Raw genomic sequence first — 21,084 nt, forward strand, 5'->3', positions numbered from 1 at the left:
CTTATTCTCTTATAATGCTCTTATCCTGATAAGCCATTTGAGCAATCTCGTCTTTTCGTTTAAAACTAACTCCTTTATGTTTTTGAATATAACTAATGATTTCTGTCGCCGCGCTAACCATTTGCGGCGTTCCTCCTATTCGATCATGAAAACTTATTGACATCTGTCTGCGCTTTGTTTCTGATTCTTTATAAAGCTGGTCAAACTCCATTATAACCTGACGTGCAAACTGATCTGCACTAAAATTTTTCCCTTCTATTAATACAATATCATTACAGCGAATGGTGTATGGAACTACTGCAAAATCATTCCCTTTTACTTTTAATAAAAAAGGTTCATCACGGCTTAAATCGTCAATATGATATTTAAAACCAAGTTCCTGCAGAATTTCCAGTGTATTTGGACCGCGTCTTAACCAATTTGCATTATAACCCACAGGTTCAAAACCGGTTACTTTTTTAATAGCTTCTGCCCCGTCTTTGATGAACTTTTTTTCTGTTTCATATGGCATAGAATATTCTGTTGCCCAGTCCATACCGTGTGCCGCAGCTTCATGTCCTCTTTGTACAATTTCTTTGGCTAATTCCGGATTTTTCAAAACTGCAGATCCCACCATGTGCGAGGTAACCTTGATTCCGAATTTATCCCAATTGTCCAGCATTCTGGGAATTCCTTCTTTATACCCATATTGGTACCAGGTTTCTCCAGGAAGATCTACAAAACCTTTCTGCATATTTTGCGGAAATGGACTTTCAGAATTTACCGGTTGTCCGCCCGCTTCAAACTGCATCGATACCGAAACCACCAAACGAGATCCATCGGCCCATTTAGAAGCAGAATTTTCATTCTTAGTTAATTCGTCTGCTTTAATATCACTTGCAGAAAATGTGTTTATTGGGATCAAACCCGCAAGGCCGGCAAGACCTGCTTGTTTAATAAATGTTCTTCTGTCTTTCATGTATTTTTATTTTAAGATATAGCGTATTTCCTCTTCATTGAATACATTTTATTTCAGTACTTTTTCAATAACCAGCGTTTCTTCGTAGAGTGAAAATTTACTAATCAGATTATTTTCTATTGTTAGATGAATCGCAAGAGGCATTTTAAAATGTTTACCGTTTTTTTTCACCGTTCTTTCAACAAAACCAAAAACCGCTACTTCATTTCCTCTTACTAAAAAAGATTGTGCTTCGAGTTTTTCACTTCCATCAATAAAGTAACTAAAAAGTGTTTTGAATAATTCAGAAATTTCTTCTCTCTTAGAGCGATGTCCCGTCCATGGCATATATTTCGATTCGAAAATATACCAATCTACTTTTTCAGAAACCATAGAAGCTATTTTTTCAGGATCTTTCGCTCCAATATATCCAAAGAATTTCTCTGCAGTTTCTTTTGTTTTGATTTCTTCATCAGTATAAACTTGTGCTTGTGCCGAAAAACCAATCAATAACATTACGGTTATTAATTTTATAGTTTTCATTTTTGATTTAAAGACTACTTTTTCCATAATGATGTTTTTTTTAAATTATTTTGATGCAGCTTTCACGTTAAAAATGAAGCTGCATCGTAATTCCTGTAAAGAATATATTTTTACCTGTTCCGGATGCTTTGATATAATCTTTGGCCTGAAACCAAGTCGCTTCGAGTCTGAAATAAAGATATTGATTAGGCTCCCAAATCATTTCGCTTTCTAACTGATTTCCTATTTTCTTTGCTGTCGTGGTATCTCCGGGATAAATCAAAGTAGTATTTGGCGCATAAATACCATCATTGCTGCTGTATCTCCAAAACATATCATAATCAATTACCCAATCAACGTTTTTGAGAATTTCAAAACTCAATGATGGATGAAAATCAATCAAATTCGAAGGCCCAATTACGGAAGCTAATCCGAAATAAGCACCTCTTGGAAAAAGCGGATTAAAGGTTTGCAAACTTGTATCGCCTTCCGTTTTGTCTCCGCTTATTACTTCGGTTTTAAAACCAATTTCAGGACGAAATTTTACCGTATTAAACCGATATCCTGCATTAATAGAAGCTGTCCAGGCACTAATATTTTTATCTGCAACATTCCCAAATTGGTAAACAGCTTCTCCGTCATAACGCCAGTTTTCTGTTTTACCCCAAATTCGTGTTCCTACAGATTGTCGGTTTTCTTTTCCCGTTGCATCATTAAACGCTGCATGAGCTCTTTCATAACCTAAATAATAAACATCAATATTTTTGATCACCGGTATTTTGTTAAACACCAAATAACTTCCCCATAATTGCCTGTCTTTATTCGATGCATCATCAAAAATACCATCGTGAGCTACAACATAATGTGAATAAAACAAATCTGTTGTAAAATTTTGTCTGGATACAATTGCTTTAATTCCGTCAAAAGATTGCCTGTTATTTGGCCCGTCCCTAACGGCAACCAAACGCTGTGATCCATAAGTGAGTTCCTGTCTTCCTACTCTTAAAATAAGTTTTTTTGCGCCCTCATTTATGAAATTAAAATCTGCAAAAGCCTGATGTACTTCAAGCGGATTTTGTTCTACGGGATTCGGATCAATTCTGCCGTCTGCCATACTGCTTTGTGTCTGAACAAAAGTTCTGAAAAATTTTCCGGCATGAAAATCGGCATGAAATAAATACCTTCCCAAAACATAACCGTCGTTATCCTGCGGACCATCTCCCCAATTTTCATTTTTAGCATAGAAGTACTGAAATCGTATATCGCCCCCAAAACTGATATACGTTTCTTTGGAAGCAGAAAGTGGCAGGAATTTCATTGTTTTATACCAATCATTGCTTGCGGTATCATTTTTTAAAACACTATAATTTTCATCAAATCGCAGTGATTTAAAAGCAGGATATCGTTGTGCAAAACCAGAAAATGAAATCAATAAAACCACAAATAGGATTTTGTTTTTCATAATTCAATTTTAAATTATCTACTTGATATGTGTAATTATTTAAATTACATCCAACGGATTTTATTTATGTTTAAAGTTTTTTAGTGTATCCTCCAAAATATTTTACTGGCGACCAATCCGGAATTACTGGAGCAATTTCAGGATCAAGTATTTTAAATTCTCTTGCACCGTACACTATTTTTCCATTTACAATTGTCAGATCCGATTCGATATTTCGAACTTTATCGGCTGAAATCGTAAAATAATCTTCTGATAAAATCGACATATCGGCATACATTCCTTTTATTAATTTTCCTTTTTCTTTTTCTTCACCCGAAAACCAAGCACTTCCTGAAGAATACAATTGAAGCGCAGTAAATTTATCCAAAACCTGCTCCTTTGGCCAGAACTGCATTCCTCCTAACGTTTTTCCTGTAATAAGCCAATGCATCGCCATCCATGGATTGTAGGTTGAAATACGTGTAGCATCAGTTCCCATTCCTACCGGAATTCCCATTTCGAGCATTTTTTTAATTGGAGGAAGCTGTGTTTTTGGAGCGCCGTACATTTTCTCATACAATTCTCCCTGAAAATACATTCTGAACTGAACTGCAATTCCGCCATTAAGCGCTTTTACACGTTCTAATTCCTGAGGCGTAATGGTTTCGGCATGATCAAAAAACCATCGTAAACCATTAAATGGAATTTCTTTATTTACTTTTTCAAAAACATTCAGCATTCTGTCAATTGATTCACCATAAGTAGCATGCAATCGAAACGGCCATCTGTTTTTAACAAGCAGACGAATAATGGGTTCAAGATCTTTTTCCATTTCATCAGAAAGTACAATTCTTGGTTCCAGAAAGTTTTCAAAATCGGCGGCAGAAGCTACGATGTTTTCTCCGGCACCTTCTTCAGTATAACCGTTGGCAACCAAAAGATTATCGTTTTTATTGATAACCGTTTCGGCAACCCATTTTTCATAATCCTGAAGTTCCTTGCCTTTTTGCTGTGCAAACAAATAGTAAGAGATTCTAAGGTTTAGTTTTCCCTGTTTCGCCAATTCCATAGAAGTTGCATAATCTGATGGGAAATTTTGAGATCCTCCTGCTGCATCAATTACAGAGGTTAATCCAAAACGATTTAATTCTCGATTAAACTGAAGAGAACTGTTGATTCTTTCTTCTGGAGTTAATTTTGTGGTTAATCCCAAAGTAGTATAAATTGCTTTTGGAGTTTCTTTTGCAAACATTAATCCGGTTAGATTTCCGTTTTTATCCTGTTCCAAAACACTTCCTTCATAATGAGTGTCTTTGGTATAACCTAAAACTTCGATTCCTTTTTTGTTTAAAAAAGCTTTGCCGTAGAGATACGTTATAAAAACAGGTTTGTCAGGAACTGCAGCATTTATTTCCTCGATTGTTGGTTGTCTTTTTTCTTCAAAACCATATTCGTTCCAGCCTCCGATAACTTTTATCCAAACGCCCGGCGGAGTTCTTGCTGCTTGTTCTTTAAGCATTTCCATGGCTCTTTTTAGCGTTTTTACTCCATCCCAACGCAATTCTGAGTTATAATTTAAGCCTTCACGAATAACATGAATATGGCTGTCATTTAATCCCGGAACAACGGTTTTACCTTTCGCATCAACAATTTTAGTCGAAGTGGTTTTATAACTTTCTAAAATACTTTTAGAAGTTCCTGTTGCCAGAATAATTCCGTCTTTTATTGCCAGCGCCTGAACAAATTCGCCAGCTTTTTGCATTGTGGCAATTTTTCCGTTGTAAAGAATCAAATCTGCTTTTTCCTGAGACTGAACCAACAGACCAAAGAAGGATAATAGTATTAAAAATATTCGTTTCATTTTTTTAGATTTAATTGATTTGTTTATTTAGAACCTTATTTAGCAAGAAAAAAAGCCAATAAATCTTTCTGAACTTGCGCCGTATTTTCCTGAACCAGCCAATGTCCTGAACCGGCTATTTTAGATTCGGTTACATTTTCAGCAACTAATTTTGAATGCTCTTTTAAGAAAGCAGCGGCAAAATATTCTCCGCCCATAGCAAGCAACGGCATCTTTAGTTTTGTTTTTGCCAAAATTAAATTGTCTTTTCCATCCTGAGGAAATGCTGCAAACCATTTAAAAGTAGATTTTGCGCCATCTTTAACTGCATAAGCTCTAATAAATTCAGCTGTTTCTTCTGGTGTAAAAGGATCTTTAACATGTCCTACTACAGGCCAGAAGCTTGTTAAAAATTCTTTTTCTTTCCCACTCACAATATCTCCTGAAGCCGGCCATGCAAAAAAACCAAACCACCATGCAGAAGCCGAAACTTGTGACCAAACTGGCTCTATACCAGGAAGCAAGGCATCCATTAACGCTACTTTTTTAACTTCACTTCCGTATTGTGCAGCATATGCATAAGCCACCATTAGACCAATATCATGTCCTGCCAGATTGATATTATTATATCCTAATTTCTTTACCAGTTCATGAATATCTTTAGCCATATTTTTTTTATCATAACCTCCTTCTGGTTTATCAGATTCGCCTACACCTCTTAAGTCCGGAGCGATAACCGTAAAATGTTTTGAAAGTTCTGGCAACAGACGATTCCACATGTACCAATTTTGTCCAAAACCATGAACGAGTACAAGAGGTTCTCCTTTACCACCAATTACGTAATGAATTTTTACTCCATTTACTTCTGCATAATCATGTTTAAAATTCGCAGGCGGATTTGCAGGTGTAGTTTCAGGAGTTTCAGAAGATGCAACAGGTGAAGTTTGTGTTGCAGCAGTTTCTTCTGTTTTTTTATTACAGGAAATTAAGGTTATTAGTAAAATACTAACGGTTATGAGCTGGGCTGTTTTACTTTTAAAGTTTAAAAAAGCGGTCTTTAATAATTTCGTTTTCATGATTTTAATTTTAATTAGTTACTAAATAATTGGTTATTATAAATTTTTATGCAGAAAATTTTGCGATCCATTCTCTATAAAGAGTGCAATTTCCTGCCATTCAGGCTTATCTGAAACAAAGTAATTTCTTTCCGAAAAAACCTTGTAATCTGTGATAAATCCATTTTTTAATGTTATGCCACGTTATAAACCAAAATGAAGCCAATTTTTTAAAACATTAAAAATCAATAACTTACAAATGTTTAAAGTTTTAAAACCAACTATATTTCGCTATTTAACGAAAATGCAACAACTTAATATCGTTTTTTAATGAAATGTCAGAATGCAATAGGAAGCTTTATTCCGTCATATAATCTGAGAAGTAAATTCTTTCCTAACGTCGGTGATGTTTTATCAGAAGTGTTGTTAAAATAATCTTTCAGGAAAATCAAGCAGTAAGAATTTTAAGTTCAATTTTATTAATAAACTAAATCTGCTTTCAATAATTTATGCTTCAAAATGTAAAAAGGAGCCCATACTCCTATTTCGGTCTCTTATGCATAAAAATTCGGCACTCATGCCTTTTTTTTAATTTAAAATTTTTCATCGTAGTAATTTTATGAATAAATAATTACCCCAAAAAGCAATCTAAACAAGAATCTACAACATGGAAAATTCAACTAACCTAGAAACACAAACTTGCCCTTATCTGGCGCAACAAGCTGCTACGGCACCAGCGGTAATACCAGACATTACAACTCCAATTTTAACAACTACGAATCAGCCAACAGTTATTGGTACTTCTAATCTTGGACTTTTAAATAATTTTATTGGTACCTGGAACAGTCCCACGGGAGCTAATGCTACGGGTTACAATGTTATGCCATTGCCTCAGGCAGATGTTCCAAGTGGTTATATCACTAAAAACTTCCCTTATTTTGAAGAAATTTCTTTTTCGGCTATAGCGGGCGGAGCACCAAATCGCGAGGGCCGATACACACAAACAAGTGGCGTACTCTTTTATGAACAAAGAGTTTACATTGCTAACAATGCTGATCCAAACGGACAACAACCAATAGAAAACACCTTAATTCACGCCGAAAATGGCTCTTGGCTCTATCACGCAATACAACCTCAACTGGAAGGTCCTTATGGTCCAAATACAGTTCCTGACAATACCATTATTCCCACACAAGATCCAACGACTCAATACAACAAACAAATTTCGGTACCACACGGTGTTTCCATTTTGATGGTTGGAGGACCAGTTGTTACCGGAACAGGCAATCCAATTTTTCCAACCGCCGACAGAACTCAATTACCTTTTACAGACCAATCTATTATTGATCCATCAACCTATCTGACACAGCAATTGGATTCCTTAAATGCCAATGGAATTACAGTTACAAACTATTCCAGCATTACGGTAAGTACTACTAATCATGGTGGCGGAGTAAACAATATCAATTTTGAAAATTCTTTTGGTAAAGTAATTTCAATGGAAACGACTTGGTATGTTGAAACTTTGAGTAACGGAACCGTTCAGTTGCAATACATTCAAAATATTGTTTTACAGTTTTTGATTAATGGAGTTCCTACTGAATTTCTGCATATTGACGCCAATACTTTGCAAAAGGTATAAACATTCGCACAAATCTGAATGCTGAATATGGAATTGGATTAACCGATGACATTGGTAGTTTACAGATACGTATAAAATTTAAAACAATCAAAGATTACAAATAAACCTATTCCTCCAAAAAAAATTAACTACATGGAAACAAAAAAACTTTTTAAATTTTCGGATACGGTAACGAAAGAGAATATCAAGGATGTAATGCAACAAGCAATTGCGCTTGAACTTGCAACTATCCCAACGTATTTATCTACCTATTATTCGATAAACAGAGCACAGGATCAGGACAAATTGTACGCTAAAATCCACGCTCAGCTTTCTCAAGTCGGCGGACGTACTCCTGAAAAAATTGATGAATTGGCACAAGAACTTAAAGTCGACATATTGGTTTATTCCAATAAAGCAGCAGCTTTAATCATGAGTGTTGTGATCGAAGAAATGCTACACCTTGCTCTCGCCTGCAATGTCAAACAAGCTGTTTGTCAAACTGCACCGGATCTTATGGGAATTGGAAAAATATTAACCTTTCCAACACAATTAGACGGACATATTCCGGAGTTTCAAATTAATGCTGCAAAATTATCATTAGATCAATTGACTACTTTTTTGCAGATAGAAAGTCCTGAAGATTTTGTAGATCCTCATAAAGACAAACAATTATTAAATACAATTGAATATCATACTATTGGTAAATTGTACGAATTAATTATTAAGTGCGTAGAAAAAGATTTCCCGGGACCATATGATTACAGACCACAATTGCTTCCTCCGGATGATTCAGGAAATGCGAGACCATTCTATTCTCAAAATTCCATGAATACTGTGCATTATGACAGAGACCACAATCCTCAGTTTGCCAATCATGATGACAGTGGCGGACTTGTTGGAGTATATGATGCTAAATCAGCAATTGAAGCTTTACATCGTATTGTTGAACAGGGAGAAGGACAAAGTAGTAAAGACAAACCACAACATATCTTAGAATGGGGCGAAAATAAAATGCCTGTACCAATGGAGATTATTGATGGAAAGGCCGTTTTTTGGCCAGGTGATTATGATGATAACGGAAAAGAACTTGCTCACTTTGCTAAATTTCTGGAAGCCTACAGTTTTGGTGGTTACTATCAGGAAAAGTTTAGTAAGATTCGTGGCTTAGACGATTTCTTTAGCTATTTTGTATATGATACTGATGCAAATCCTAAAACAGCCGATTATGTTGCTTCGGGTAACCAGGCACTGGCATTGTGCTCACAATTGGGTAATGCCGTTTTTGCTTATATTCTTTTAATGATTGAAGCCTGCTATCACAAAGATGAAAGTACCCAATACGATTTATTCATGTACGGTATTCACAAATCGATGATCTGGCTTTTGAGCGGTGTTGGAAACCAAATCAATCAGTACACTTATACCAAAGGCAATGCAGCCTACAAAGGTGCTCTGACATTTGAACCTTTTGCATTTGAGCAAAGTTTTCTGAGACCCAAAGCACAAATTATGAGCTTAGTCGATCAATTGGCTAAAGCAGATCCTGTCAATTGGGGTTGGGCAATAAAAAGCGAAAATTATTTTCCGTCTCTACCAGATGTAGGACTAGATCATAGCATTGTAGCCGATATGCCTAAAGTACCAGGTACACCTTATACTCACCAATCTTAAAAAATATATTATGTCAGAATTAGAAAATAGAGAGCTTCACGTATGTATGGGGCTTAATTCATGTAAAAACACAGGATATTCAGGAAATAATGATTGTGCTGGAACAGGTGATTGCTCAACGGCAGTTGGTCATCCTTGCCACACTTTAAACGCTTGCAAAGGACAAGGTGGCTGTGGTATTTTTGGAACTACCGAAGAATTTTGTCATCCTGGTCAAAACGAATGTCGCTATCAAGGTAGCTGTGGTGTGCCTATTTTAGCTTCTCGTTTCATGGCTCAGGGTCCTAATAAAGGACTTAGCGTTTGGCAATTAGCCAGAATACGTTTCCAAGAAAAAAGAATAGAAAATGGCGAGGAATATGGCCCTGCTCCACTACCATACGGACCAACTGATGCCTACGTAAACACTCTTCGCGGTACAACAGGTCAGGATTATTCTTCTTGCGGACAAAGTGGTTCAAGATCTTGTTCTTATATAAATAACCCTGATAAAAGAAAGGCTGCTGCCGATCTAAGAGTTTCAAAAATGGAACAGGAAAGTAAGGAAAAACTACCGGAGAATCTTCCAAATTGTAAACCACAAAAGTAATGGACTCCAGACTCGGATTACCGAATTTAGGGCTGGGCTTAGGACTTAGAAGCCAGCATTTTGAGCATATTCTGAAGAATAATCCTGCCGTAGATTGGTTTGAGGTAATTTCTGAGAATTTTATGGACTCGCATGGACGTCCAAGATACATCTTACATCAAATAGCAGAACGATATCCCGTGGTCATGCACGGGGTATCGTTGTCTATTGGAAGTACTGATCCGCTAAATTTGGATTACCTCAAAAGTTTAAAACAATTGGCAACCGAGGTAAAACCAGCCTGGATTAGCGACCATTTGTGCTGGACAGGAGTTTTAACAACCAATTCGCACGATTTACTTCCGCTTCCGCTAAATGACGAATCCTTAAAACACGTTTGTAACCGAATCAATCAGGTGCAGGACTTTTTAGAACGACCGCTGATTATCGAGAATCCAAGCACTTATGCTGCCTTTAATAATTCTACGCTTCCAGAATGGGAATTTTTACGAATAATGACCGAAGAAACTGGTTGCGGATTACTTCTGGATGTAAACAATGTTTATGTGTCTTCTTTCAATAATGATTTTGATCCTGTAGAATATATCAAAGGAATTCCGCATGATAAAATTGTACAAATGCACCTCGCTGGTCATCAAAATTGTGGCAATTATATTATTGATACGCATGATAGAGAAGTGAATACTCAGGTATGGAAATTGTTTCAAATGGCTTATCAACTGGCAAATGAAGCTTCGGTTTTATTAGAATGGGATGGTAATATTCCGCCTTTCGATGTGTATCATTCCGAATTACTAAAATCAAAACAATATATGGATGAAACCTTTATTGGAGTTGAAAATGAAGTCCGGTTTATGGATAAAGAACAGGTTTCAAACCCATTGAATCTTTTTGAAATGAATAAATTTATATAAGCACAAAAAATGCAGAAAACGGTCAAAATACCATTAAGAAATTTCCAACATTGGATGCAGCAACTTTTACTAGATCCTTACCAGCAAACGAGCGTTAATCCCAGTGACTTACTTTCGGATCAATTAAACGCTGCTTCAATTGAAGATGTGATTTGTCATTCTGAAAAACTTACCGCACAGGAACATTTGGGTATTTACCAAAGAAGCTATATTGCTCGTTTACGAAATTGTATGTCACAGCAATTTAGTGCTTTAGAATATGCCTTAGGCGAGGATCTTTTTTGCGCTTTCGCCGATGATTATCTCGCTTCAAAGCCTTCACAGAATTATAACTTAGCCTATTTAGGAGCTCATTTTGCAGACTATCTTGAAAAGAACAGACCCGATGCTCATGAAAATATCAAAGAAGATTGGATTGATTTCATGATTGAACTCGCCCGATATGAATATGCCATTGGCGTTATTTTCGAAATGAAAGCCGAAGAAGATTACCAATTAGCCACAATAGATTCAGATGAAAACAAACTAAAACTTGTACCTATATGTGAGTTGTTTAAATTCAAATTTCCTGTTCGAAAATACTATTCTGATTTTAAAAATGAAAAACAACCCAATTTGCCTTCTGAAAGCGAAAGTTATTGTGTAGTTCTGCGACACAAATTTAAATTAGCTATTTATGATTTGCACAAAGAACAATTTGAGTTTTTGACTTATTTGAAAGAACAAAACAATATTGCTGAAGCCAAAGAACTCTTTAAAAACCAATACAAAGAAAATACACCTTCATTTGATGAAGTTTGGTACAGTTGGAAAGAATCCTGGATAACTGCTAATTTTTTCCGAGTTTAAGATAAAACACTAAAAATCATATATTCTACAATATAAAAACAGGTAGAATTACGCTTAAAATTCAAGATTTTAGTGCGTTAATTTATAGATAATTTCATTCCCAAAAACAATAACCCAATAACTAAACTACCTAATCATGGAAAACTATTTACACGGTTTACTCGACGAAGACAACGACGACATTATTAAAGACTACTTAAAATACATTGACGGGGGAATCCCATGTACGGATAAACCAAAAGACGTATTAATCATTGGTGCCGGAATGGCCGGAATGGTAGCCGCAGCTATGCTAAAAGAAGCCGGACATAATGTTACAATAGTCGAATCAAACACTCGTGTTGGTGGAAGAATCAAGACTTTCAGAAATTCTGAAAAGAAAAAATATTTTGAAGACGACACTGTTTATGGCGAAGCGGGTGCAATGCGTATCCCGACCATACACAAAATGGTGCTAAAATATATTGAAAAACTCGGACTCAAAACCGAGCCTTTTTATTATCTGTCTGTCGATAAGGAACAAGCAATCGCATATCAGGCAGGCTCAACTAAAAAGGAGCCGGATGTTACTAGAAATTCCCTTTTCTATGTTAACCGCAAACGTGTTGTACAGAATGAATATATCAAAAAAGATGTTAATGTAAACGAACTACTGGGCTTTGATCTGGGCGAAAGTGAAAACATGCGTGCCAGCGATTTAATGGACATTCTCATTAAACCGCTTAAGGCTTTTATTGCAGAAGATCCTGAGAAAAACTGGCCAATACTAATCGAGCGCTATGGAGAATATTCGATGCGTCGTTTCTTAAAAGAACATTCGATGTATTCAGAAAATGCTATCGAGATGATTGGAGTTATGCAAAATCTGGAGTCCAGAATGGCCTATGATTTTATCCAGAGTTTTATTGAGCAAAATATCATCAAGGATTCTACCACTTTTATGGAAATTGTTGGCGGAAGCGACTTGTTGCCAAATGCATTCTTCAAAGCTTATAATCTCGAAGAAAACACTTATTTTGACTGCAGAATGACCAAAATGAAGCTCGTTAACAACAAGGTAAAAATAGAAGTTGATATTGAAGTACAACGTGACTTTCAGTTTTATGAAGACGCAGGATTCAAAGCTTTAAAAACACCTGTTAGTGATCTGGAATTTGATGAAATAATTGTCACTATACCATTTTCTGCATTACGACATGTATATGTAACACCGCAATTCAAACAGGAAAAACGAAAAGCAATCCGAGAACTGCACTATGATTCTGCTACTAAAATATTGTTGGAATTTCGTGAAAAATGGTGGCAGGAAGCTCCTTATAATATTGTTGGCGGTGGTACGATTACTGATTTTTCAAACCGTTTTACCTATTATCCAAGTAATGATTTGGGAGCTAAAGGCCATGGTGTCGTATTGGCATCTTATTGCTGGTCTGACGAAGCAAGCCGTTGGGATTCTATGGATGATGACGACAGGTATTTTTATGCACTTAAAAATCTGGCGATCATGCACTCTGATGACCCGAAGGAACAACAGCGCATTATTGACCTTGCCGTAATTACCTCAAGCATCAAAGACTATAAAAAGAAAGGCGGAAGATTAGTTGGTGCGGCAACACAAAGCTGGATGCGCGACCCGTATGCTTATGGTGAAGCAGCAATATTTAATCCCGGACAGTTACAATTATTGCAGCAACATATAATCTCAACTGAATGGGAAGGAAAAGCACATTTTGCCGGAGAGCATACTTCGCTGAAACATGCCTGGATTGAAGGCGCAATTGAGTCCGGAATCCGTACTGCACTCGAAGTAAACGAAAATACTGGTAACCTGAATAACCCAATTTAAGATGTCACAGAAAAAAATATCCGTTGCAAAATACCTGCAAATACGTCTGGAACAATTAGGACTTACCCATTTATTTGGAATTGCAGGCAATTATACCGCGCCGTTTTTGAATACGATTCACGAAGACAAAAATGCAAAAATTAAAATCGTTAACGACACAAATGAAATAAACGCCGGACATTGCACTGATGCTTACGCGCGTCAAAACGGTTTCGCTGCAGTAGCGGTAACTTATGGTGTGGGAGCATTTACGCTGCTTAATTCGGTTGCGGGTTCTTATGTAGAACATTGTCCAGTACTTGTTATTAATGGAGCTCCAACCAATAAAGATCAGCAAAGAAGCCTCGTTCAGGGCATGCTTGCATCACACATGACAGGTGATATGTACAGCAACATCAATGTATTTCGAAATGTTACCGTTGCGGCAGAACAAGTTACAGGTTCATCAGATGCTCCTTATAAAATTGATTCAGTTTTAAATGCGTGTATCTTATATGGAAGACCGGTTTATCTTGAAGTTTTTGAAGATGTGTGGCGAATGGAATGCAATCCGCCTGACGCTCCATTAGTAGAAAGAGAATCCTCTAAATGTCAATCAAGTGCACGGATAGCTGCTAAAAGAGTAGCTGGATTGGCAAAAGGAAAAGAAATTATTTTTTGGGGCGGTATTGAAATCCAGCGTTATGGTATTCAAAAGGAATTCCTTGATCTGATCGAAACTACCGACACTGAATTTGTGACTTCTATACTTGGGAAATCAATCGTATCCGAAAACCATCCTAAGTTCAAAGGTATTTTTAATGGTAAGGCATCGCCAAAAGATGTCTATGACCAATTTTCAAAAGCCGGGCTAAAAATTGGTCTTGGCGTATGGACCACCGGCAAAAATCTGGGTGGTTTTGATGTCTGGCAAGAAAATACTGTACTTGCCAATCACAGCGGTGTAAGGATTGGTGCATCTTATGTGGCCAATGTATCGCTAAGGGATTTTATTATATTTCTTAAAGAAGAACTTACCAAAGTTAATTTTAGTGCTTACGAAATGTATGATGAAGAGAAGTTGCCTGAATCATTTTTCTTAGCTGATAACACAATGCTTAAAAAAGGGAAACCGGAGCTTACTTATGATTCATTTTTCAGCCGAATCAATAGTTTTATAGATGAGAGACATATCGTCGTTGCTGATGCGGGGTTTCCTTTATTGGGCGCTCAGGGTATTCGTATTGCAGAACCTAACGGATTCGTAGCACAGGCATCGTGGCTTTCGATAGGTTATTCTGTTCCTGCGGCAACCGGAATAAAATGTGCCAGACCTGATAAAAGAGCGGTAGTATTTGTTGGAGACGGAGCTTTTCAGGAAACTTGTCAGGCCATATCTACACAGAATAAACTGAAACACGACACTATAGTTTTTGTTTTGGATAATGGTATTTATGGAATTGAACAAATGCTTGTTAATCCAAATCCGTTTCGTGTTGAACACAAGGTAGAATATAGCGTTCCGGATTTAAACAGCGTTTATGATTATAACGAAATGCACCGTTGGAAATATGCGAAACTCGTTGATGTATTTGGAGGCAAAGGTTTTGAAGTCAGCACTCTCGACGAACTCGAAGCCGTTTTGAATCAACTTGACAACATTAAGGAAAATACCATTATACATGTAAACATACCTAAAACTTCTATTCCGGAAGCAATTGCTTATAAAACAGAAGAGCCTGGTGAAGATGAATTTCTGAGCGAAAAATGGAGTTTATGTTAGGTTTAAAATCGGTTAAATTTTAAATACGCAGAATTCAAACTTTATTCGAAACTGATTGATATTGGGTCTACAATTAAATATTTTTGATATAAATAAAACAAAAATAGTCAACCTATATAAGAACAAAAAAGCACTGAAAACCAATCATTTTCAGTGCTTTTTTTATTATTTATAATTTACTTATCTTATTTTAAGTGAGTCGTATCTACTCTTGTTGGCGTATCTTTTCCGCTAATAATCGAAGAAGAACTTAATGCAATTGATTTTATAATTTGAGTCATGTTATCAATATCTAACGTTTCAAATTCATCATCAACTGTGTGATACGTTGGCTCATTATCCATTTTTGAAGTAGAAATAGTATGAGCAGGAACTCCAAGCTTAGCTAACGTAGCGTTATCTGAGCGGTAAAATAATTGTTGGTCTGGATAAGGATCTGAATAAAATGTAAAACTTGATCCTGTTAAATTAGTTTGTAAAATCTGTCCCATATTCGACTTTTCGAAGCCTGTAATATAAGCAGAGTTTTTACCCCATTTAGATTCTGTTCCTATCATTTCAATATTGAACATCGCAATCACTTTTTCCGGTTCAAGCTGTTTAGAAAAATATTTGGCTCCATAACCACCTATTTCTTCCGCTACAAATGTGGTAAAAATAATAGTGCGCTCGTTGTTATTTTGTTTTTTAAAATATTTCGCAAGCATAATTACTGCTGTTGTTCCGGCGGCATCATCATTAGCACCATTATAAATAGAATCTGTTGCAGTATGCGGAGCACCTTCTTCAGGAGAACCAACTCCTAAATGATCATAATGTCCTGAAAAAATCACATACTCATTTGGTTTAGTTTTTCCAGGTAATATTCCAACAACATTATTCAATGTTTTTTTGGAGATTGTATTCGTTAATTCAACAGAAAAAGTGGTCGCTTCTGTGGTACCAAAAACAAACATAATCGTATTATTTCCTGGATTAGCATTTATTCTATCAATATGTTGAATATTCTGTAAAACCTTATCAAATGAAGAATCAACTAGTACCAAAAGATTTTTCGAACTTTTATAATACTCATTAAATTTCTCCCCAATGTTATCTCCTTTACTGATTTTTACAATAGAAATATCGCTTTTTTCAGTTAAAGAAACTTGAGGAAGGTATGAGAATGTTACAACTTGATTATTATTTATTTCTTTGCCATCAATAGTAATTTTTGAAGAAACTGCTTTAGAAGAAGTCATCGAAAATTCTTGTCTGTAATTCTTTGCTCCATTGAAAGTTTGCAAACCAATTTGTTTAAACTCTGATTCTATAAAAGCCGATGCTTTATCAATACCGGGAGTAAAAGTTCTCCTACCCTGCATATCATCAGCCGAAAGTATTTTCTCTATACGAGTTACTTCCTTATTGGTAATAATTTTATCAATCGATTGCCCATGTACATTAAAACATTGACTTAGAACAAAGATACTTACAATAATTTTTTTCATATTTTACTTTTATAAATAACATTTTAGTTAAACCAAAAGTACGTTAATTATTTACAAAAATTAGTATATGCAGGTTTCAAATTTAAGGTTCGAATTCTGTTTTTACCACTACAAAGTCTCAATGAAAATTAGAACTTTTTTAATCCTTATTCTTTTATTCCTCTTCCTTTATAGCTTGAATTTGTGTTTCTGATAAAATCTGATTGAATACTTTTAAATCTTTAATTTTTCCGATAAAAGAATTTTCGCCGCCTCCAATTTTATCAAGCGGAAAAAACAAAGTTTTCATTACCCAAATCGAGTCTTTTTGATATCCAGTTGGGATTTTTTCTCTTGTGAGTTTTTTAGCCAATTCTCCATTTAAATATAAAGTCGTTGAGTTATTATCCCCAGTAATAGCAATACTGGTCCATTTATTTTCCGGAATAACAACACCAAAATCATAATCTTTTCCTTCGTGAGAAAAACCAAGATTTGACGTATTTCCTTGTTTTAGCTTTACAATTGCATGATTTGATTCAAAAAGAACAGCATTCGCAGTATTATTTTGGGAAGGATTTATTTTGAAACTAACGGTATAATTATATCCAATTTCGTTGTACGAAAGTTTCGCAGAACTGTTACTGTTTTTTAAATTTAATACTTTTCTGTTCCCATCAAATACGTAATTAGCATGCTGTAATTTCTTTATTTCTTTATCATTACCTTTCATTTTATAATTTAAAACTAAAGAATCCTTAGCAGAAATTTTCCCTCTCAAATTAAGTCCCGGACCTTCGTTTATATCTTTGGCTTTGCCCGAAAACTCATTAAAATCTACTGCAACCTCAGCGCCACTCCACATTTTTTCACTCAATACCTGAATCGCCGGAAATACTCTGTCTGTAACATCCTGAGCGGTGATTCCGTTTTTCGGAACATCATTCCATACGGCAAACATTCCTCCTCTTATAAAAGGATCTCCCATCTTGAAAACGGCATCGCCAATCACAACTGGTTCCCATTTATCATATAAATATTTCAGGTCTAAATAATCATAATAATAACCCGCGGCAGGCACAATATATAGAAAACCATCTGGCGTACTAATTAAAGGATAACCCAATTCTTTCATTTTAAAAGGATCGGCATAACCGTTGTACCAGGCATTCATTGTAACTCCTTTTGAGGTAACGGGAGTAATTCCTTGTGCGTGAGTCAAAGCGCCCCAAACTCTTACTTCTTTGTTAAAAGTTTGTACGTATTTTATAAAATGATCTGTAAACTTTCTAAAAGGTTCCGCTTCTTTTTTATCATATTCATCAGTTCCAATATGTACTTCTTTAAAACGAAAAACCGGATTTTCTCCTTCTAAATATTCTTTAAATATGTTTTCTACTATTGTATAAGTTTCCGGATTTTTTATGTCCAAATGGTCTTTGCCAAATTCTTTACTTGCAATTTGCGGAAATGCTTTTGAAATCGCCAAAGAATGCGCTGGCACGTCGATCTCAGGAATAATATTTACGCCGTAATTCTCGGCAAGTATTTGCAAATCAACAAACTCTTTTTTGGTATAAAACTCTCCTTTAGTAGGCAATTGCGGATATCTTTCATTTTCTAATCGAAAGCCACTATAAGTATTGTCCCAATTATTATCAAACTGTTTTACAAAACCATTATCACTAAGATGCAACTGAAAATCACTCATTTTATAATAAGACATCATCTTTACATAATCTCGCAAAAATTCGATTTTGAAATACTTTCTTCCAACATCCAACAAAAATCCTCGTACTTCATATTTAGGATAATCTCTTGAAATTCCCTTTGGCAAAAAGCAATGTTTTGTGTCTCTTTCTAATATTTGCAAAATAGTACGTGTTGCCCAAAAAGCTCCTTTATATTGTGCCGAATTAATCGAAACAAAATCTTTTATCGAAAGAGAATATACTTCCGAACCTAATTCTTCTTTATTGCCATTTAAAGAGATAAAAATATCACCGGATTTCGGAGTTCCCGAAACAATAGTTGGTTTTATTTTACATAGTTCTTCCAAATCATTTTGAAAAATTATTGCCGCCTGTTTCAATACATCTGCATATTTTTCATCCAACACAATTCTTGATTTAGCGGTCAACACAAAATTACCTTCGTCTCCATGCCATTCTCGTAATGAAGGAATTACAAATGGTTTCACATTCTTTCCCTGATCTTTATAAATCCCTTCTACTTTTACAGAATAAGGAATCTCGATAGAAGAACCATCTTTTATTTTACTTGCTTTAAACAACAAATTAACCGTAGTATTTTGCAACGGAGTAAAAATGTTTCCCGACTTATTTATTACCGAAAGATTATCTGATCCTATTAATTTCAATTCAAATCCTTCAGGACTTACTGGCATCTTATAAGTTGAAGTTTCTTTTGAAATAAAAGGTTCTACTATTATTTTTTCTGCCAAATAAATCGAATCTGATTTAATCATTTTGGATTGTGCGAATGTCTGCATTGACATCAACAAAGAACATACAACTCCAGTATAAAATTTGTAACTCATATTATTATTGTTAACCCGTTGGGTGTAATTAATTTTAACACATAGAAACATAGATTCTGACTTCTCAAAAAAAGGCGTTTTCACTTATTTAAAATGCACATAGCTATCTGTTATTTTGTCTCTTTATTTTTCAAAATACAAAAGAGATGGTTTAAATCCATCTCTTTTGCTTTGGTTACTTTATTGTGCTTCCAATATCCATTGTTGATTTGGACTTCCTGTTGCGCCATTAATGCTATATTGAACAATTTTTGTTCCGCTTGTAGTGCTGCTTCCCGGATTATCGAGTACATAATGATTTGACAAATTACTTTGAATTACATATTTACCAGAACCCGCAGAAATCAGATTCCATTGCTGATTTGCACCATTTGAAATTGTATATTGAATAATGTTTCCGCCTAATGTTTGTGTTCCGCCTGAAATATCAAGTGCTTTATTACTGTTGGCATTAACAATTACGTAAGCAGTTCCTTGTGCATTAAATTTCCATTTTTGCCCGTTTCCGGTTGCACTCGTGCTTTCTACAAGAAAAGCGCTGTTGGCTGTACTGTTACTCGCAATAGCCAGATAAAGACCGCTCGCTACATTTTTAATTTTATACCAAGTACCTGCTGTTGGACCAGAATTAGCTGTAACCGGTACTACTAATGGAGTAGAATTTTGGTTGAAAATATCTGTAATAGTGATTCTTACCGAATAACTTCCGGTACCTAATGTGCTTGTAATCGTTGCTGCTCTTTTTTGAGGCAATACTTCGTTTACGGTACTTACTACTGTTCCCGAAGGATCAAGTAATTCTACTTTAGACGAAAATTGTGGGCTTTTGGTTTGATTGTTTGTCCAATTTACGGTTACTGTATTTCCGCTGCTAATGGCTGTCGCCGATTGAACCTGAGCAATTGTTAAAACCGGAGCAGTACCTTGATTGGTTTGCGCCGGAAGAGCTAATGTACGTCCTGTTCCAAATCCTGCGCTAGGCTGAACTGTACCTCCATGTTCCATAAAATAAGCATCTTCTGTAGCATCGTAGCCTGAGTTGAAAGCTCTGTCATAAATTCCGTTTCTGCCTTCATCACCCGCATTTGCACTAAAACTTCTGCTGGTGTGTTTTTCCCAAGTATTTGTAGTGCTTAAATTCCAACAATCTTTAAAGAAGGCTTTTCTAATGAATCTTCCATCATAAGCAGGGTCAGATCCTGTCCAGTTTTCTAAAAAGGCGTCATTTCCTGAGCCTAAAAAAGTGGTTCTGTCAGGAATCGCTAATGTCGAAGTATGAAACCAAATTCCTGTAGTTTGATTTTGGATAAAAGTACCGATGTATAATTTTCCGTTTAATTTCCACGCTCTCAAAGCTATATTATACCAAGTATTTAGTGCCCATTGATAAGGATTAATTGTTTTATATCCGTCACCTTCGCCTCCAAATCTGCTGGTTACAGTTGCAGGATCGGCGTAAGCAACTTCAGAGAAAATTCCTCCGGCTGTATTTGGATCCCATAATGAAGAAATCAGAATATTGGGTGTGCCAAAAGACGTATCGGGCGTTTGTTGCAAACCTGCATAACCTCCAGAATAATTGTGAACCGAAAAATATTCTGCATTCGCCGATTGGGTGATTTTTATTTTGTGTAATTTAAGAATTGCATCGGATGGAAAAGAAAAATAAAGATGCTCAGATGGTGCTGCATTTTCGCCAGTTGCCGCTGCGGCTTTTGCAGAACTTTTGCCCGATTTTGATGCTTGCGGACTTTCTTTAATGGTATCTTCCTGACAAGACATTACAACAGATAAAAGGAAAAACATAGCCACTAATGGCGCAGAAAAAAGGGTATTTGATCTCATAGTTTTAAAGTTGATTAATTGTTAATATTATTTTTATTTGATACGATTCAAAAAATATAATTCTTTACTTCTCAATAAATTAACTGCTTAAAAATTACTACAACAGGCTGATATCTAATATGTTTTATTTTAATACTTATGCATTTTAATGTCCTGGCAA

The 21,084-nt window shown here is 35.6% G+C and carries 15 protein-coding genes; 7 read left to right on the forward strand and 8 right to left on the reverse strand.

Annotated features, from left to right (window positions below; translation table 11 throughout):
- Position 1: 1 nt before the first annotated feature.
- The 5 genes from WN975_RS09935 to WN975_RS09955 form a co-directional block, all read right to left on the reverse strand.
- Entirely contained in the window at positions 2–958 is a 957-nt protein-coding gene (locus tag WN975_RS09935; RefSeq protein WP_337966399.1) for a polysaccharide deacetylase family protein, read from the reverse strand.
- A 48-nt stretch (positions 959–1,006) separates the two neighbouring features.
- A complete protein-coding gene (locus tag WN975_RS09940) occupies positions 1,007–1,507 on the reverse strand; it encodes a nuclear transport factor 2 family protein (RefSeq protein WP_337966400.1) in 501 nt (166 codons plus the stop codon).
- 40 nt (positions 1,508–1,547) lie between these two features.
- Complete coding sequence (locus WN975_RS09945; RefSeq protein ID WP_337966401.1) at positions 1,548–2,921, reverse strand: alginate export family protein; 1,374 nt, start codon at positions 2,919–2,921, stop codon at positions 1,548–1,550.
- A gap of 70 nt (positions 2,922–2,991) precedes the next feature.
- A complete protein-coding gene (locus WN975_RS09950; protein WP_337966402.1) occupies positions 2,992–4,761 on the reverse strand; it encodes an amidohydrolase in 1,770 nt (589 codons plus the stop codon).
- Between the two features lie 35 nt (positions 4,762–4,796).
- The gene (locus WN975_RS09955; protein ID WP_337966403.1) at positions 4,797–5,816 is read right to left on the reverse strand and encodes an alpha/beta hydrolase; all 1,020 of its coding nucleotides are present in this window, start codon (positions 5,814–5,816) and stop codon (positions 4,797–4,799) included.
- 646 nt (positions 5,817–6,462) lie between these two features.
- Between WN975_RS09955 and WN975_RS09960 the strand changes: the two genes are divergently transcribed.
- The 7 genes from WN975_RS09960 (at position 6,463) to WN975_RS09990 (ending at position 15,050) form a co-directional block, all read left to right on the forward strand.
- Positions 6,463–7,437: a heme-binding protein gene (locus WN975_RS09960; protein WP_337966404.1), complete on the forward strand. Its 975-nt coding sequence runs from the start codon at positions 6,463–6,465 to the stop codon at positions 7,435–7,437.
- A gap of 132 nt (positions 7,438–7,569) precedes the next feature.
- Positions 7,570–9,090, forward strand: coding sequence for a ferritin-like domain-containing protein (locus WN975_RS09965; RefSeq protein WP_337966405.1), 1,521 nt, complete (start codon positions 7,570–7,572; stop codon positions 9,088–9,090).
- 10 nt (positions 9,091–9,100) lie between these two features.
- Complete coding sequence (locus tag WN975_RS09970) at positions 9,101–9,679, forward strand: hypothetical protein (RefSeq protein ID WP_337966406.1); 579 nt, start codon at positions 9,101–9,103, stop codon at positions 9,677–9,679.
- The gene (locus WN975_RS09975) at positions 9,679–10,593 is read left to right on the forward strand and encodes a DUF692 domain-containing protein (protein WP_337966407.1); all 915 of its coding nucleotides are present in this window, start codon (positions 9,679–9,681) and stop codon (positions 10,591–10,593) included. The genes WN975_RS09970 and WN975_RS09975 overlap by 1 nt, the downstream gene beginning before the upstream one ends.
- A gap of 9 nt (positions 10,594–10,602) precedes the next feature.
- A complete protein-coding gene (locus WN975_RS09980; protein WP_337966408.1) occupies positions 10,603–11,442 on the forward strand; it encodes a DNA-binding domain-containing protein in 840 nt (279 codons plus the stop codon).
- Positions 11,443–11,578: 136 nt separating this feature from the next.
- The gene (locus tag WN975_RS09985) at positions 11,579–13,288 is read left to right on the forward strand and encodes an FAD-dependent oxidoreductase (RefSeq protein ID WP_337966409.1); all 1,710 of its coding nucleotides are present in this window, start codon (positions 11,579–11,581) and stop codon (positions 13,286–13,288) included.
- 1 nt (position 13,289) lies between these two features.
- A complete protein-coding gene (locus WN975_RS09990; protein WP_337966410.1) occupies positions 13,290–15,050 on the forward strand; it encodes a thiamine pyrophosphate-binding protein in 1,761 nt (586 codons plus the stop codon).
- A gap of 185 nt (positions 15,051–15,235) precedes the next feature.
- Here WN975_RS09990 and WN975_RS09995 read toward each other — a convergent pair whose 3' ends face one another.
- From WN975_RS09995 to WN975_RS10005, 3 genes are all read right to left on the reverse strand, one after another.
- Positions 15,236–16,540, reverse strand: a complete 1,305-nt coding sequence (locus tag WN975_RS09995; protein ID WP_337966411.1) for a M20/M25/M40 family metallo-hydrolase — start codon at positions 16,538–16,540, stop codon at positions 15,236–15,238.
- 154 nt (positions 16,541–16,694) lie between these two features.
- Entirely contained in the window at positions 16,695–19,079 is a 2,385-nt protein-coding gene (locus tag WN975_RS10000; RefSeq protein ID WP_337966412.1) for a family 20 glycosylhydrolase, read from the reverse strand.
- A gap of 180 nt (positions 19,080–19,259) precedes the next feature.
- Positions 19,260–20,924: an RICIN domain-containing protein gene (locus WN975_RS10005; protein ID WP_337966413.1), complete on the reverse strand. Its 1,665-nt coding sequence runs from the start codon at positions 20,922–20,924 to the stop codon at positions 19,260–19,262.
- Positions 20,925–21,084: the final 160 nt, after the last annotated feature.

Source organism: uncultured Flavobacterium sp. (genome assembly GCF_951805225.1).
In the GTDB taxonomy this organism is placed as follows: Bacteria; Bacteroidota; Bacteroidia; order Flavobacteriales; family Flavobacteriaceae; genus Flavobacterium.

Bases quoted from the DNA above. Each gene is read 5' to 3' on its own strand.
- WN975_RS09995 (WP_337966411.1), bottom strand. From the start codon at position 16,540: ATGAAAAAAATTATTGTAAGTATCTTTGTTCTAAGTCAATGTTTTAAT.
- WN975_RS09950 (WP_337966402.1), bottom strand. From the start codon at position 4,761: ATGAAACGAATATTTTTAATACTATTATCCTTCTTTGGTCTGTTGGTT.
- WN975_RS09985 (WP_337966409.1), top strand. From the start codon at position 11,579: ATGGAAAACTATTTACACGGTTTACTCGACGAAGACAACGACGACATT.
- WN975_RS09955 (WP_337966403.1), bottom strand. From the start codon at position 5,816: ATGAAAACGAAATTATTAAAGACCGCTTTTTTAAACTTTAAAAGTAAA.
- WN975_RS09965 (WP_337966405.1), top strand. From the start codon at position 7,570: ATGGAAACAAAAAAACTTTTTAAATTTTCGGATACGGTAACGAAAGAG.
- WN975_RS09980 (WP_337966408.1), top strand. From the start codon at position 10,603: ATGCAGAAAACGGTCAAAATACCATTAAGAAATTTCCAACATTGGATG.
- WN975_RS09990 (WP_337966410.1), top strand. From the start codon at position 13,290: ATGTCACAGAAAAAAATATCCGTTGCAAAATACCTGCAAATACGTCTG.
- WN975_RS09975 (WP_337966407.1), top strand. From the start codon at position 9,679: ATGGACTCCAGACTCGGATTACCGAATTTAGGGCTGGGCTTAGGACTT.
- WN975_RS10005 (WP_337966413.1), bottom strand. From the start codon at position 20,924: ATGAGATCAAATACCCTTTTTTCTGCGCCATTAGTGGCTATGTTTTTC.
- WN975_RS10000 (WP_337966412.1), bottom strand. From the start codon at position 19,079: ATGAGTTACAAATTTTATACTGGAGTTGTATGTTCTTTGTTGATGTCA.
- WN975_RS09970 (WP_337966406.1), top strand. From the start codon at position 9,101: ATGTCAGAATTAGAAAATAGAGAGCTTCACGTATGTATGGGGCTTAAT.
- WN975_RS09945 (WP_337966401.1), bottom strand. From the start codon at position 2,921: ATGAAAAACAAAATCCTATTTGTGGTTTTATTGATTTCATTTTCTGGT.
- WN975_RS09935 (WP_337966399.1), bottom strand. From the start codon at position 958: ATGAAAGACAGAAGAACATTTATTAAACAAGCAGGTCTTGCCGGCCTT.
- WN975_RS09960 (WP_337966404.1), top strand. From the start codon at position 6,463: ATGGAAAATTCAACTAACCTAGAAACACAAACTTGCCCTTATCTGGCG.
- WN975_RS09940 (WP_337966400.1), bottom strand. From the start codon at position 1,507: ATGGAAAAAGTAGTCTTTAAATCAAAAATGAAAACTATAAAATTAATA.